The organism is Vibrio sp. HS-50-1 (assembly GCF_024747315.1).
Classification (GTDB): Bacteria; Pseudomonadota; Gammaproteobacteria; order Enterobacterales; family Vibrionaceae; genus Vibrio; species Vibrio diabolicus.
Genome location: NZ_JAMPZF010000007.1, coordinates 147,760 through 164,391 on the forward strand (window position 1 = coordinate 147,760; position 16,632 = coordinate 164,391).

Consider the following 16,632-nt stretch of genomic DNA (forward strand, 5'->3'; position numbering starts at 1 on the left):
GACGCAATTGAAAAGCAACGACAAAATGTTTCAACGCTAAGCCAATCCGTTTACTCGTTGTGAATTCATTCAGTTAATGCAACATGATAGCAGCGGAAGAATTACGGAATTGTCCGGATTATGTTTGAAAGTAAGATTTACTGATTGAGAGATGAAATTGTGATCATCCATGTGACTCACAGACGCAAGAGATCTCTGCTTAACAGACAATGATAAAAACGACTATCTTACCGCAATCCTTGCACGCCCCTCTAAACGGAATACAGGTAGATAATGCGCATTGGCATCCAGCTTCATTTCTGCATGCTGCTTACCCACAAAATTGAAGTGCCGCTCATTTGAACCCACTCGATACGAAAACGAATCCCCATCGAATTCAAAACTGGTCGCCACTGTAGAACCATTTACGGTAACACCGCGCTCACTCAACACAAATTCTTCACGAGCATAAGGCGCAACATCTTGCTCAACCCAGCGACCATAAATAGTCGATTTAAGAATGGGCGGATTAATGGTTCGAGTAATCAAATCACTATACAGCATGCACACGACAACGGTTCCAACTATCGCTATAAGCATGAGAGAACGCTCTAGCCACTTACGAAGCATTGATTTAGATGACGTTTTTGACAGATTTGAAGCAGTGATCGCAGCATTCTTATTAACAGCAGAAGACATGAGGTTCACGTATTGAGAAAAGACGCGCTCATTGTAACTCTCCCCCTCAACGGGACCAAGAACCTACCTCAATATGTTTGTGCTTTATTCCAAAATTTCACCTTGCCACCAAGTGAATAAAAAGGCATTATTTTAACATAATTAAACAAAGGAATGGCTGTAGTGAAAATTCGTAGTACTGCTCTCGTAAAAGGATTCCGTCAATCAACACCTTATGTCAATGCTCACCGCGGAAAAACCATGGTGATCATGCTGGGCGGAGAAGCCGTCGCACACAAAAATTTTGGCAATATTATTAATGATATCGCACTCATGCACAGCCTCGGAATTAAAGTCGTGGTGGTGTATGGTGCACGTCCTCAAATTAATCAGCTGCTAGAAAAACAAGACCTCACTACGCCTTACCACAAAAATATCCGCATTACGGATGAATCGGCTTTATCTGTTGTTATGCAAGCTGCCGGACAACTTCAACTTGCGATTACTGCGCGCCTATCAATGAGCCTCAACAACACTCCGATGGCAGGCACCCAGCTCAATGTCGTTAGCGGAAACTACATCATTGCTCAGCCACTCGGCGTTGATGATGGTGTGGACTATTGCCATAGTGGACGCATTCGCCGCATTGACACCGACGCGATTAATCGCACGCTCGACCAAGGCTCTATTGTGCTACTTGGCCCCATTGCGAGCTCTGTGACTGGCGAGTGTTTTAACTTACTTTCTGAAGAAGTTGCGACACAACTGGCGATCAAATTAGGCGCAGACAAACTGATTGGTTTCTGTTCAGAACAAGGTGTCATTGATGACAACGGTAATGCTGTCGCCGAGTTGCTGCCAATTGAGGCGGAGCATGTCATCAAAACGCTCTCTGAAAATACGTCTCCTGACCTAGATTACAACACTGGGACACTGCGCTTTCTTAAAGGGTCTATTGCCGCTTGCCGTGCCGGAGTGCCTCGTAGCCACTTGATCAGCTATAAAGTGGATGGAGCCTTAATTCAGGAGTTGTTCTCTTTCGACGGTATCGGAACCCAAGTTGTTATGGCGAGCGCTGAGCAAGTGAGACAAGCTAGTATTGACGATATTGGCGGTATCTTAGACCTCATTCGTCCTCTAGAAGAGCAAGGCGTACTCGTTCGTCGCTCTCGAGAGCAGCTAGAACAAGAGATTGGAAAATTTACCATCATCGAAAAAGACGGTCTGATTATTGGCTGCGCTGCCCTTTATCCGTACCCAGAAGAGCGTAAAGCTGAGATGGCTTGCGTAGCGATTCACCCTGACTATCGTGATGGGAACCGAGGTTTGTTACTGCTCAACTACATGAAACATCGTTCTAAATCCGAAACCATTGATCAGATTTTTGTCCTCACGACACACAGTCTGCATTGGTTCAGAGAGCAAGGTTTTTACGAAGTCAGTGTCGACTATTTGCCCGGAGCCAAACAAGGGCTATATAACTTCCAGCGTAAGTCAAAAATCTTAGCGCTAGATTTGTAGCTTAACCTTAAATCACGAAGCAAAATTTAACGCTCCGCTATACCAAAACCTCAAGGTGCGGGATTCTGCTCATTGACGCTCAATCCTGCACATCAAGTTTGTTTTGGAGTAAGGCCTCACATAAATCCTGCTTCGAGCTAGCGAGTCATCATATAAACACCAACTTAGAAATACGCAAACCATTGCTTGATTTTCGTTCCAATTTTATCTTTTAAATATACATTTGGTTGGCTATACTCTGCTCGCTAGTGATTGGTTTTTAACCAATACGAATGGATCTAGGTGATGAAATGTAGCCTTCACCCTAAAATACTGGGCAATTGAAAAACTAGTTAGCTCCGTATTGCACACCAAGGACAGTTGTTAATCTGACTTTAAATAAGCCGAGACGAGCACTGTTATGAGAACAATCATTTGTAATTCGCTTCAAAGCTTCTGGGATATGGCTGACAATCAGTTTTTAGAAGGCCTAGACGTCCACTGTGTTTTCCCCGTAAATGACGCTATCCGAGATTTTATTCTTGCTTATCAACAGCAATACAAAATACGCAGCGTATCTTTTACTAACGCGTTTGCAAAACGTGCATAAAAGAAGACCGAGCCATAAGCTCGGTCTTCTTGTTTTAGTTGGTAAGCCGCTGTACTAACCCACTCGCACGAGTCGTTTTCACCTTAATGCCTCGCTTCAGAACATTGAGTTCGGCGTAAAGAGCTAAACGCTTTTTCGCGCGGGTAATGCCTGTGTAAATCAACTCACGGGTTAATATCGGGCTAAAGTCTGGTGGCAAAATCATCAGGGTGTAATCAAATTCACTGCCTTGCGATTTATGGATGGTCATGGCGTAAGCCGTTTCATGTTCAGGTACTCGGCTCGGTAAGACCGATTTCACACTGCCGTCAGGTAACTCAAAAAAGACTTTCAAACGCGGTTCTTCTTCAGTGTCATCTCGCATGCAAATACCAATATCACCATTATACAAACCTAAACCGTGATCATTACGCGTAACCATGACAGGTCTGCCGTGATACCAAATTTCATCCTGAACCTGAATGAACTTGCACGCCGCGAGCGCTTTCTCGATGCGCTGGTTTAGCCCAGCAACACCAAAGTCACCTTCACGGATCGCGCACAGTAATCGGCATTGGTTGAAAGTATCTAATACCGCTTTGGCTTTACGCGTTAGCGACTCTGGCTTTCCGGTTTCAGGATCGGTTTCCTGTTGTCCAATGCGTTTGAGGTAACGACCGTATTCCTGCACCAACGTCTGCATCATTTGGTTGTAGTGCTGAGTACTTAGCGCGAAATGTTCGATATCGGAAAAGTCACGCGCCCAGACGTTATCTACGCTCGCAGCAGAACCTGAGTTAACCGCTTTTGCCAACTGACCAATGCCTGAGCGAGCATCAAATCGGTAGCTCTTTTGCAGCATACATAAACTATCGGCAATGCTAGATGCACTGTTACCCGCATGCGCTAAAGTATCGAAACCCGTCAGTTTTGCGATGGCTGATGCCTGCTCTTTGCCATAGCCCAATGCATGGAACGAACAGATATCACCCAACACAGCCCCAGCTTCAACTGAAGCAAGTTGGTCTTTATCACCTAGCAAAATCAGCCGCGCATGTTTCGGTAAGGCATCGACCACTTTGTACATCATTGGCAAATCGACCATCGACGCTTCGTCGATAACTAAAATATCCAAATGAAGTGGATTTTGCTTGTTGTGACGGAATTCTGCGCTATTAGGAATCGCGCCCAGCAATCGATGCAAGGTGCTCGATTCAGTCGGAATTTTGGCTTTTAGCTCCGGAGAAACTGGCAGTTCTTGCACTGCTTTACCAATGGACTCGGTTAATCGCGCCGCCGCTTTCCCCGTCGGGGCCACCAGCTTGATGGTTAGATTTTTCTCGTGCGTCGCCTGTTCAATCAAAGCAGCAAGCAATTTGGTTACTGTCGTCGTTTTACCCGTACCAGGGCCACCAGAAATCACAGCAAATCGACGAGTTAACGCAACCGCCGCCGCAACTTTTTGCCAGTTCACACAAGCTGAGAGTGGCACGAGTTCGTCCAGTGTTTGTAAATCCTGAACCTTGCGCGCATTGCTAAGCACGGAATCAATGACGTGCCAATCCAACGATTCGCTTGCGACCACATCAAGGTGGTCACACACCAGTTGCTGACGCAACACTTGGTTACTGTTTCCCGCTTCTACTGCTTTACCTAACGCGTTAAATAGAAAATGGTATTGGCGTGCGAACAGATGGTTGAGCAACTCCGATAATCGCGCAAACTCTTGTGGTTGCAAGTTAACTGCGGCGCCCAGCTGATTGAGCTTTTCCGCCAGTGTCACTTCATAATGCCAATAGCGATGCAGATACAGACGCTCACCATCGAACATTAAAGGCAAGGCTTCTCCTTGCGCGCCGACCACGCTGGAATTTTGTAATACTTGAATCCAGTCTATGCCTTGCAACTGTGTGTTAAGCGCCAATGCCGACTCACCAAACAGCCCTAGCTTACTGGCTAAATCCGTAGATTGCCCTTGTGCATCGCACAGAGACAGACAGATATGTCCTTTACCAAGCTCACTACTGACAACACCAGCGATAAACGCCAGTGCTTGGCTGTCCGATTGTTCATCATGCGTTTGAGAATCAATAAAACAGGCGAATTGGTAGTCGAGCTGACGAATAGCACCTTTGTGCGCCAAGCGTTCCAACACTACCAATAGGCTATCTTGGTCAGAATGAAGATTGTGATTTGTCGTCATTAAAGTAGCTCCATCTGTCCGGCTTGAGTTGAGCGCGTTTCAAGTGCTTGACCATCAATCAAACGATCCATCTCTTGTAAGAAGTCTAAGGTTGGTTTCGCGGCAAAAATGCCGTGGTCACTCTGCCCATCCATGCCGCGCAAGAACAAGTAATACACGCCACCAAAGTGATGATCATATTGATAATTCGCCAATCGGCTGCGTAGGAAACGATGCAGTGCTAACGCATAAATCTGATACTGCAAATCGTAGCGGTGATCCGCCATCGCCGATTTCAGAGCCTCACCATGGTAGTGCGTCACATCGTCGCCAAGATGATTCGATTTCCAGTCAAGCACGTAGTATTTACCTTGATGTTCAAACACCAAGTCGATAAAACCTTTGAGCATGCCTTGAACGGTTTGGAAACCTAAATCCCCCGCTTTCGCCGACAACGGATCGTGACGTTGAATGACTCGGTTTAACGCCGGCGCAGACAAAACTTCGATCGGCAGCAAAAATTCCATCTCCACCAAACGTTGCGACGGTGCTTTTTGATTCAGCAGCAAAGACTTACCATCCAACGGCGTTGCGAGTACGGTATCAATCAATTGCTGTAAAATGGGTAACCACTCTTCATCGAGCTGTTCGCTTTCCATCAAGCCAAGGATGATTTGTGTATTCTCTTCCGTCGTGGCTGGCTGAGTAAATTCAATTTCCTCAAACAGGCTGTGCAAGAACGTACCCGGACGCGCACCACGAGGGAAGGTAAAAATAGAACGCTCTGGCTCCACCAAATCCGCTTCGTCTTGTTCTTCAGATGAGTCGATATCAAAACCCGTAATCTCAATCGTGGCATCATGCTCGGCGTGATGAGAGCCTTGCTTGACCAAGCCAGAATAACTGGTGATGCGCCAGTTTCTATCGATAGGGTTTTGCAGCTCTTTCGCGCTAAGATCGTATATTTCTTCTTGTGGCGCTACGTACTTCTCTTCGAGTTGCTGCGGCGGATCGGCCACAACGACACAATCAAGCTCGTCTTGTTGCTTTGTTAAACCTTGGTGCAAATCGTTAATGCCACCTTCTTGACCATTCTGAATCAAATAGCCAATCGCACTGCGGTGTACGCCAGTTGGCTCTTTGGTCGAACGACCATTGCGCAAAGGCGAGGCTCCAATAAAACACGCATACACAGCTCGCGTTAGTGCTACGTATATCAAGCGTAAGTCTTCCGCCAAACGCTCTTTATCCGCTTGCTTCATGGACGCATCGTTGCCAGTGATATCCAGTACCGTGCGGTCATTGGCTGCATCGTAATATTTGGCTTCACTGGCTTCTCGATAGCTGAACACAAACGGCAGAAATACGAGGTCATACTCCAAGCCTTTTGATTTGTGAATAGTTACGATCTGCACTAAGTTACGTTCCGATTCTAAACGTTGGATTTGGTCATCACTGCCACCTAAACCGTTTTCCGCATCACTGATAGACTGAGCGAGCCAACGCAGCAGACCGTGGTCGCTATCCAGTTCATTACTGGCTTGTTGAAGCAGTTCACCGATGTGCATTAAATCGGTAAGTACTCGCTCACCATTCTCCCCCTGTGAACTCGCGCCTTCTTCTAGTAATCGCTCGGCAATATGGCGTTTGCTGATCAACGCGCGCAACATCGGCAGCACACCACGTTGAACCCAAAGTTTGCGATATTCTTTGAATTCGTTTACGGCGTTTTCCCACACCACTTCATCGTTATTAAGTGCATCCAAACTTGCTGCGTCGAGGGCAAACAGCTCAGAGGCAAGACTTGCACGCAGCGCACGGTCATTTTCTGGCGTCAGCACCGCTTGCAGCAAACGCTGTAAATCCTGCGCCACCGAACTGGTAAACACACTGTCTCGGTTAGACAGGTACACGCTGGCAATGCCTTGGTCTGCCAGGGCTTGTTTGACCATTCGACCTTCACTACCTGTTCGAACCAACACCGCGATATCGCCCGCTTGAACCGCTTTCTGTTTTTCGCCATTCACCAGACACGCTTGCCCCTGTTGAGCCTGCGTCAAAATGGTTTGGATTTGGCTTGCGGTCGCCTCTGCCATTCGAGTCAAATACTCGCCTTTTGGTAGCGGTTTATCGTCCGCTTCTTGCAACCAATAAGTCAGCGCGGGTTGCTTTTGGCCACCCATAGTCCAAATGCGTTTTTCGGCATTGGGACTGTACTTAACGGGTAAGAACGGAATATCCGAATCATAGATAAATGGACTATCAGGCAAGGAAAACACTTGGTTCACCGCCTGCACCATATCGGCACTTGAACGCCAGTTAGTTCCAAGCGTGTAGTGAGCACTTACTTGGTTACGCGCTTTGATATAAGTGAAAATGTCTGCGCCACGAAAGCCATAAATCGCCTGCTTGGGGTCACCGATCATAAACAAACCACATTCCGGGTTGTTCAGATAAATACGGCTGAAAATACTGTATTGAAGCGGGTCGGTATCTTGGAACTCGTCAATCATTGCGACAGGATACAAAGTACGAATACGCGCCGCTAAAAGCTCGCTTTCGTCCGTATCGATAGAAGCAGAAAGTTGCGTCAGCAAATCATCGAAAGAGAGCCACTGTTTTTGATTTTTCGCGTTGGCCAGCATTTCACGACAATGCTCAATCGCATGAGCAAGCAGTGGCGCTTTTAAGCTGATTGGATTGGCAAGAAATGTTTCAATGGCTTCAAATACCGCATGCTGCGGCGCACTGCCTTTCGGTGTTTTTTCCAACAAGACGTTTTGCGCGAATTTCTCCAGCTTGTCTGGATAATCGTAACCTGTGGTTTCCGTTGCTGCCCAAGCGTTTACCGCCTCCAACCACGTCGGCAGAGACTTTTTGGTGTAGCTGCGTTTGTTAATATCTGAATCTGAAATCAGCGTAAAGAAGTCATCTTGGCTTTCTCGCCACTGTGCTTTTAATTCATCAATTTTTTTCAAATTTTCAGTATGAAGATCAGCCAAACTGCCTTTCATTGCAGGAACAGAAAGGCTTAACGGCGCACCGGTTAAGTAATTGCTGATGTCAGACAACAACGCAGATGGAGAGCTCCATAGCTGGCGAATTTCTCCAGCCAAGGTAAATGGCAACGGGTAGAAATTGCGACGCCAGTAATCGGCTACAACTTGCGATTTTAGGTGACTTTCATCGGTCACAAACTCGTTATTAAATCGGCTGCCAGATTCAAACGCATTTTGCGTTAGCATGCGTTGGCAAAAACCGTGAATGGTGTAGACCGCCGCCTCGTCCATCTGACGCTCTGCCTGCAATAAAATTTCTGCGGCTTGCTTGTGATCGTCAAACTCATTAAGCAAAGGTTGGATCACCGGATCGGAACTCTGTCCACGCGCAAACGCGATTCGCGCATCATGGATTCTTGCCCTGATACGATCGCGTAATTCCGCAGTTGCCGCTTCAGTAAAGGTTACGACCAGAATTTGGTCGACCGTAAGCGGTACGCGGTGCCGAGTTTCCGCGCTGCCGTGACCAAGCAAAAGGCGCAGATATAAACCTGCAATAGTGAAGGTTTTACCTGTACCTGCTGATGCCTCGATTAACCTCGCACCATGCAGAGGAAACGTCATCGGTTCTAGTGGCGTTGGTTGAGGTTGCTCTGTGCGGTCTAACGTATGTAGAGGACACTCTGCACCTGACATTTGATCCATAACGCTGAATCTCTCCGGATTATTTACTAGGACGTATCACCTAATAAATGTGATCTATAGTTAAAAATTCTATTAATATGTTTAACAAGTTGGATAATTTAGAGCTTTGTGAGATCTTTCTCACGGTTATCCATAAGACGTACCGTTAGTATGCGCCCCACGAGATAAGCCAAACCTTTTTGGCGGCACAACTCAAATGAATTAAACAAAAGTATCATGGTCCCTCTGACCTTGTGGCCGTACAGCGAACGCCCTACAAAAAATAATGATTTTCTGGCGGCCACCCTACTCTTCCTTCTCTTTATCCAACTGTCTTTATTACGCTTTTACGTCATCAGCGTCTTGAACCGCTAAGCGCGCACCTTGCAAAACTAATGCTGTCAGCAAACGAACTTCTGAGGCCAACTCATCATTCCAAGCAGGCCAAATTCGAGAGATGTACGCGTTATTGCCTTCGCCCGGGCTCATGAAGCCATCATTGAATGCGTCAGCCATTTTCTTCAAAGATTTCTCTTCGTCATCGACCCACTGACCACGGCTAAAGCCCGCTTCAACACAAGCCAACGCCGTTTTCGGGAAATAAGGCAAAGGCTTAGTCATGCCTTCGAAGAATAAGCGAACTAATTCAGTCAGTAGATGTTTGGCATACTGCACATCGGCAATTTCTGGGTAGATCAAATGCAGCGCGCCTTCTTTACGATCGTAGCCAATCAGATGAGTTTTCTTGGCATAACCCGACGCCGACATGGCAAGGTGATCGATCCACGCTGCAAGGTAATCCTGCGAGCGAATCTTACCGCTTCGGTAACGAATCAACCCAGATTGGTAACACTGGGTTAGCCAACCTGTTAGGCGAACGTTTTTCTCTTCGCCTTCATTTCGCTCAAACAAGGAATCAAACGTCAGGTCGATTTCCAAATCGTCTTGAGGCGCACCAGATAAAAACGCCAGTTTGTCCACCAGCTCTTCCGCCTGAACTCGGTTGGTTTCAAACTCGATATCACCAAACGCCCCCACCGGCAGTTTGCCTTGTGCGCGCTGTTGACTCATAAAGTGTTTAAGCACCTCTGTTTTTTTCTCTGGCTGCATCAATGTCGTTTCAAGCAAGGTTTCTAACAGCTCATCACGCATTTGATAGCTTTCCAAACCACCTAAAACAAAGGGTTCGTCGTCTTCCATCACCGGTAGTGGCGGTTCAAAGATTACTTTTAAGCGACGATTGAAAAAATACTGCACAGGTAAGCGCCAGAAACGTTGCAACTCGACTAAGTCTAGCTCAAGAGGGAATGTCGCTCCTAACAGATAGTCGTCTAATGCCCGATTAAAATCACGACGAACATAGCATTGCGATTGACTACTTTGAGTCAATGCCGCTGGAATCCACTCTTTCGCGTAGCTGGCGTGCATGCCTTGGAACGCACTTGGGCTAAACGGCACCATGGCGTGGGTATTCACCAACGCATTTAATAAGTTGTCGCCAGACTCATCAACGGGCAACGCTTCATCACCACTTAAACAATAGTTTTGGTGGCAGTATTCCATCAGCTCAGAAACCAGAACCGAAGGCACTCGCTCGGTATTGTCTTGGATTGAACGGCCAACATAACTGATGTAGAGCGTTTGCTGTGCCGATAGCATTGCTTCGAGGAATAGGTAACGGTCATCATCTCGGCGCGAACGGTCGCCCGGTTTGGTTCTTCCGGTCATCAAGTCAAAGCCTTCTGGCGGCATGGAACGCGGATACACGCCGTCATTCATCCCCAACAGACAAACGGTTCTAAACGGAATAGAGCGCATCGGCATCAGGGTACAAAAGTTCACTTGACCAGCAAGGAAGCGCTGGCTGACTCGTGTGCCAGATAATTTGTTTTGAAGGTATTGGCTGATGATCGACGGCGATAACGCATCATCAAATGCGGCATCAGCTAATTGCTCTTTGAGTTGGCTGAGCGTATCGCGAATGGATTTGAGCGCCATTTCGCCTTCTAACTCAACTGAGAAGAAGTCATCCAGCAGTGAAACCAAAGTCTCTCGCCAACCATCGATAGTTTGAACATGAGAAAGTTTGCTTCGATAAGTGCTAATTTGTTGGATAAAGTGTGCCAACTTACCCGCCAGCTCTGCGCCCATGCCTTGCACTTCGTTGTACGGAGACAAACTGCCTTGCTCGGTTTCAAACAAACCTGCGGATTCTGGCATCGCGTAGCCAAGCAACATTCGTTGAATACCAAATTGCCATGTGTTTTGACGAGCTTCCGGCAGTTCAAATTCGCGTCCGGTATTGGCATCCAACCCCCAGCGAATTCCCGATTCCTCAACCCATTGTTTGGCTTGTAAGAAATCATCTTCGCTGAGTTCAAAACGCTTTAATATCGCTGGAGTTTCCAGAAGTTCGAGTAGTTCTGATGCCAAACAGCGCGTATTGGGTAAGTTCACCAACTGCATAAATGCGGCCAGAATTGGGCTCTCTTGATCGGCGGCTCGGTCAGAAATCGAATATGGAATAAAACGCTCACCCGGCGCGTTACCAAAGACCGCCTGAATCGCAGGGCTGTAAGCGTTGATGTCTGCGACCATCACGATAATATCGCGCGGTTTTAACGTTGAGTCAGCATCGAACATCGCCAACAGTTGATCATGCAGCACTTCCACTTCACGCATCGGGCTGTGACAAGCGTGTAGGCTCAGTGATTTATCACCCAAGCTAACCACTTGTTTGTGATGACTGTTTTCAATCTGTTGGTCATCTTGATGTTCTTCAAGATTGAGAATATCCGCTTGCAATTGATGGAGCAGACTGTCGCGCTCAACATCAACAAACGCTTCAATTTCATGAGATTCCAGTTGAGACAAGAGGTACATATTGTCGCGTCCGAGTTTACCCATGGACGCCAACAGACTGTTTCCGACCACATCGGTGTGCAGCTCATCGATCACATTATCTTCCAGTGAACCTTTCAGTTGCTCAGTTTCACCTTGCACTTCCGAGTGATCGTCCTGCCACACAACGTGCTGACGATGTTTCGCCGCCAAACGAGCCAGATATTTGCGATCTCGAACTTCACCCCAGTAATAACGACACGGGTTGGTGAACATCAGATGCACGTCGATGTGTTCACCAATTGCTTTTAGCGCATCCATATAGCGAGGCGGCAACGAAGAAATACCAAAAACAAACAAACGCTTGGGTAAATGGTCAAAATTGCCGTTAAAACTCGCTAATGTGTCGATAAAGTGCTCATAAAGGTTGGCACGGTGATAAGGAGACTGTCCTAATGACACAGTGTGATCGTACAACGCTTGCCACAGGATCGGCTGCCACGGATGCTCATCTTCCAGCTCTGGCACACTCTGCCCAGCTTCCCAACTTGCGATCCATTCCGGACGATACACCAAGTAACCATCGAAAATATCGGCAATTTTCTCAGCCAGCTGATACAGCTTAGAGTGATCACTGTCATCTTTGAGGTACTGCTCTAACGGCGAAAACACGTCTTGGTTGAGAAGCCCCGGCAGCAGATGCATCAACTTCCAAGTCATCGCTTCTTTGTTAAACGCACTGCGTTTTGGCACGTCTGGCAACACCTGCGTAAACATTTCCCAAATGAAGGTAGCAGGAAGCGGAAAATCAATGTTCGCGGCAACACCAAACTCTTTGGCCAATTCCATTTTTAGCCACTGGGACATGCCCGGACTTTGAACCAGAATTTGTTCTTTTTCGAACGGGTTTTCCAGCGGACTGATTCGAATCAGTTCGACAAGGAGTGATTTAAGAACGTCAACTTGGTTGGAGTGATAAACAGTAAACAAATTGGGAATACCGAGCGCCGATTGAAACTGTTAGCTAGCTTAGCACAGCCCCATTTAAACCCGCAGTGATCTCGCGTTCGGAAAAAACAAAAGGTTATATATCACTCAAATAGAGTATGAATCTTCTTAATTTTCACATGTCAATCAAGTCTGACACTTCCATACAAAACGTGACATTCGTCGCAACTATTCCATAATAAAAAACACTGTTTTATACTCCCACTACCCATAATTTATAAACAAACAAAAAGTATGTTTCGCAAACTGTCTTCCAACAGCGCTTGGCTGATTGCTTTTTTTGCTTGCTTTGCAGTGTATCTGTCGATCGCTTGTTATCCTTTTGTGTTGTCTAACAATCAGAATGAACCGCTAACCTTGTTGCAAGGTTACTATTTGGTTTCGACTCAATATGGCTGGCTGGGCTTGATCGCTCTTCCATTTATGTTGTTGAGTTTATTGCTCTCTTTTCTACCGACTCGAGCATTCAAAGGCATCGTGGTCGCTATTGCGATCTGTCTATTGGTCATGTTTAAAGTCGATATCCTCGTTTTTCAGCAATACAAACTTCACATCAACGCCCTATTAATCCGTATGTTTTTCGAAGGTGGCGGTGATGTCTTCGATATTTCTTGGATGAGTTGGCTAATCTTCATCAGTGAAGTTGCCGTTCTGGTGATCGGGCTCGCCTGTACCGTTTGGATGAGTAATAAGCTGGCACAAAGCCGAGCTAAGTTCGTTTTGATCAGCGTCTGGTTTGCTGTATTGCTTAGCACGCAGATGATTCATGCGTACAAAAACGCGCTTTACGACGATGAAGTCAGTCAGTTTTCGAATAACTGGCCACTTTACTACCCGCTGACGGCTCGTAAATTTATTTACAAACACGACCTAGTGGATGAGAGCATTGCATCAAAGAACCGCGTAGAGTTAACCAACATTGAACGGAGCTCACTCAACTACCCGCTTGCGCCGATTCAAGTGCAAAGCAAAGAGAAACAGCCCAATGTTTTGTTTATCTTGGTTGACGCGTGGCGCTACAGTGATGCGACGCCGGAAGTCATGCCAAATGTCAGTAAGTTCGCCGAAAAGACAGTGAATTTCACACAACATATGAGCGGCGGCAACTCAACTCAAGCGGGTATTTTCAGCCTGTTTTACAGCTTGCCAGCGACCTACTGGGAAAGCTTTTACGCAAGCCAACGCTCTCCTGTTTTTATGGATACGCTGCAAGCAGAAGGCTACCGCATGGGCATTTTTGGCTCGGCACCGCTCACCAGCCCACCACTTTCTCGCACGGTATTCAAAAAAGTGTCGGACTTGACCTTGAAACAAACTGGGGAAACAGCAGTCGAGCGCGATCAGCAGATCACAGACAAGTTCATCGAGTTCCAAAAGCAGGACAGCGACAAACCGTACTTTGGTTTTCTGTTCTACGATGCCGCCCACGGCACAGTATTTCCCGAACCTGAATTTGCGAAATTCAAACCATACTGGGAACGCGTTGACCACATTTTGCTCAACAACGATTTTGACGCTTCGCTTTACCACAATCGATACAAGAACTCGTTGTACTACATCGATAGCTTGATTGGTGATGTGCTGAAAAACGTCGACTTAGACAACACCATTGTGGTGATTTCATCTGATCATGGTGAAGAGTTTAATGACCATAAGATGAACTATTGGGGCCACACGGGTAACTACAGTGACGTTCAAGTACACGTTCCTCTTTACGTGTACATGCCAAATCGTCAACCAGAGCAAATTGATTACCGCACGACCCATTTTGACGTCGTGCCAACCATGATGAATACGCTGTTTGACGTTCAAGGCACAACGAGTTCATACAGTGTTGGTCATAACTTGTTTGATAGCTCTGCCCCTCGCGATTGGTATATTGCTGGCAGCTACTACAACTATGCATTGGTCGGCAGAGAACTGATGCTTGTGGTCAATCCTGGCGGGCACTCTCAGCAACTGAATCGCCAGTTAAAAGTCGAGAAAGAACAGAAAGTTCCTGTCGATATCATTCGTCATTCTCTGGATGAGATGTCGCGATTTTACAAAAAAGGCTAGTGTCCAACATCGACGCCGATTGAAATAAAAAAGCCTCTTGGCAGTAAGACCAAGAGGCTTTTCCCTATCTGCTATTTAAGCGTGATGAGCGTGCATCAAGCGTGGCTGAATCAATAAGTTGTTGATGTATTGTAAAGCCACATAAGAGACAACAAATGTTGCCACAATCAACTCAAGACCAGCTAAGCCTCGCACTTGTTGAACATAGTGCGCAGCCAATCCTTGCAACTCCATCCAATTCGCCATTTTAAACAGCGCCGTCGCACCGATCACCATCGGGAAAGTGAACGCCGCATAGCCTGGGCTAAATGGCAGTCTAAGCAATTTAAAGAATGCGAGGTAAATGATGGCCGTCATCAATACCGCGATACCAAATAGCATAGCGATGATCACTGGTGAAGGTGTCGCAGTGACCGTTAAGTACCCTGCCAATGATAGACTTGCTGGCGCTGCCATGATTGCCATGGTTGGTTTCGCTGCATCCGGAATTTCATGGGTAAACATGAAACGGTAAATCATCATCGGCAACATGATCGCGTACGCCACCATCCCAAACATCAATGCACCTTGTGCCACTGGTGCTAACATCGGGTTGCCAGAGAAAGACACATCCGCAACGATGATACCCACTGGCGGTACAAACCAACTAGGAACCATGTGGTGCAATTCAAAATCTTTGGCGCGATGGTAAACAAAGCTCACCAAGAACACGATGTGCAGGACCACTGCAATCAGCCAAAGTACATCACCAGCCAATGGGTAAAAATGGCCGAGAGAGTTCGATACCACCATAGTGCCCATCGCAAATGTCGGAACCACGCTGCCCACAACCGGATGAGCAAGATCTTCTCTCAATAAATGGTTATGTAGCAAAAACTTGGTTGCCAATATAACCAACAATACGCTCGCAATACCCGCACTAATCCACTGTCCGTAGCCATGTAATTCGGCGAAGTTTTCCCAACTCCAGCCTAAGCTTGCAATACCAAGAGCCAAACCCGCCATCGGAGTTGGTGCTCCCATTACTTTTGCTTTTGTTCTTTGAATCATGATGACCTCAACCAGACTCACTCTTGATGGAGCGTATAATACGCTTGCACTTCGTTCCGATATATCTAATTATTTAAAACAAACGTTCAAAATTACTTAACGGTGGGGTATGGCAAGTCACATTTCTCTTAAACAACTGAAAGTGTTTACGACGATCACGCAGCACAAAACGCTCACAGCAGCTTCTGATAGCCTCTTTTTATCGAAAGCGGCAGTGAGCATGGCACTCTCAGAATTAGAAAAACAGATCGGCCATCACTTGTTTGATCGTGTTAATAACCGACTAATTTTGAACCAAGAAGGTCAAAAACTGCTGCCACTGGCGGATGAATTACTCAACCGAGCCAAAGACATCGAGAGCATTTTCGATGGTGACCAAGCGCTATCGGGACAACTTCGCATTGGTGCCAGCGACACCATTGGCAACCAAGTCGCGCCCTATTTGCTTAGCGAATTTCGTCAGCAAACGAACCATCGTTCCCAAAGCCTGTTCATTTCTAACTCTGCACAAATCTGCGACATGCTGACCGATTACGAGTTAGACATCGCCCTAATTGAAGGCAAAACACTTCACCCTGAATTGCAGTCTACCCAGTTTAGCGAAGATGAAATGTGCGTGATTTGCGCGCCCGATTACCCAGCCGCGCACGAAGGGCCAGTAAACTTAACCGAGCTAGAAAACAGCGAATGGATATTGCGAGAGGCGGGGTCTGGTTCACGCGAATTCTTTATGCGCGTTGTCGCGCCGCGCTTGGAACATTGGCATGAAGCTTTTCAGCTCAATACCACCGAAGCGTTGATCAACTCAGTATCTGCTGGGCTGGGCTTAGGTTGCTTGTCACGTTTGTCTGCAGAACCTGCTATTCGTGACGGCCGCGTAAAACTGCTCGACATGCCTTTAGATATGAAACGTCGCTTCTGGTTACTGGTTCATAAAGAGAAATACCAAAGCCCACTACTCAGAACGTTTATCGAATTTTGCCAAGATTGGGAACGACCAAATAACCTTTATCTAGAGGATACACCCTCCAAGTGAAACGGAGATAGTTTAAATGCTGGTCAGT

Annotated in this window: 9 protein-coding genes; 4 read left to right on the forward strand and 5 right to left on the reverse strand. The window is 46.7% G+C overall.

Annotation, left to right across the window (positions count from 1 at the left end):
• Nucleotides 1-222: 222 nt before the first annotated feature.
• On the reverse strand, nucleotides 223-678 hold the full coding sequence (locus NDJ01_RS06490) for a DUF2850 domain-containing protein (protein ID WP_258586455.1): 456 nt from the start codon (nucleotides 676-678) through the stop codon (nucleotides 223-225).
• 162 nt (nucleotides 679-840) lie between these two features.
• On the opposite strand from NDJ01_RS06490, the gene argA reads away from it, so the two are divergent.
• On the forward strand, nucleotides 841-2,178 hold the full coding sequence (gene argA / locus NDJ01_RS06495) for an amino-acid N-acetyltransferase (RefSeq protein WP_258586456.1): 1,338 nt from the start codon (nucleotides 841-843) through the stop codon (nucleotides 2,176-2,178).
• 400 nt (nucleotides 2,179-2,578) lie between these two features.
• Complete coding sequence (locus NDJ01_RS06500) at nucleotides 2,579-2,767, forward strand: hypothetical protein (RefSeq protein WP_258586457.1); 189 nt, start codon at nucleotides 2,579-2,581, stop codon at nucleotides 2,765-2,767.
• 34 nt (nucleotides 2,768-2,801) lie between these two features.
• Here NDJ01_RS06500 and recD read toward each other — a convergent pair whose 3' ends face one another.
• The 3 genes from recD to recC form a co-directional block, all read right to left on the reverse strand.
• On the reverse strand, nucleotides 2,802-4,949 hold the full coding sequence (gene recD / locus NDJ01_RS06505; protein ID WP_258586458.1) for an exodeoxyribonuclease V subunit alpha: 2,148 nt from the start codon (nucleotides 4,947-4,949) through the stop codon (nucleotides 2,802-2,804).
• Complete coding sequence (recB, locus tag NDJ01_RS06510; RefSeq protein WP_258586519.1) at nucleotides 4,949-8,623, reverse strand: exodeoxyribonuclease V subunit beta; 3,675 nt, start codon at nucleotides 8,621-8,623, stop codon at nucleotides 4,949-4,951. Before recB ends, recD begins: the two co-directional genes overlap by 1 nt.
• 327 nt (nucleotides 8,624-8,950) lie before the next feature.
• Entirely contained in the window at nucleotides 8,951-12,442 is a 3,492-nt protein-coding gene (gene recC, locus NDJ01_RS06515) for an exodeoxyribonuclease V subunit gamma (RefSeq protein ID WP_258586459.1), read from the reverse strand.
• Between the two features lie 252 nt (nucleotides 12,443-12,694).
• Between recC and NDJ01_RS06520 the strand changes: the two genes are divergently transcribed.
• A complete protein-coding gene (locus NDJ01_RS06520) occupies nucleotides 12,695-14,518 on the forward strand; it encodes a DUF3413 domain-containing protein (RefSeq protein ID WP_258586460.1) in 1,824 nt (607 codons plus the stop codon).
• Between the two features lie 75 nt (nucleotides 14,519-14,593).
• On the opposite strand, the gene NDJ01_RS06525 is transcribed toward NDJ01_RS06520, so the two are convergent.
• Complete coding sequence (locus NDJ01_RS06525; protein ID WP_025533968.1) at nucleotides 14,594-15,568, reverse strand: TDT family transporter; 975 nt, start codon at nucleotides 15,566-15,568, stop codon at nucleotides 14,594-14,596.
• Between the two features lie 109 nt (nucleotides 15,569-15,677).
• Here NDJ01_RS06525 and NDJ01_RS06530 point away from each other — a divergent pair, with 109 nt between their 5' ends.
• Nucleotides 15,678-16,604, forward strand: coding sequence for a LysR substrate-binding domain-containing protein (locus NDJ01_RS06530; protein ID WP_124008453.1), 927 nt, complete (start codon nucleotides 15,678-15,680; stop codon nucleotides 16,602-16,604).
• Nucleotides 16,605-16,632: the final 28 nt, after the last annotated feature.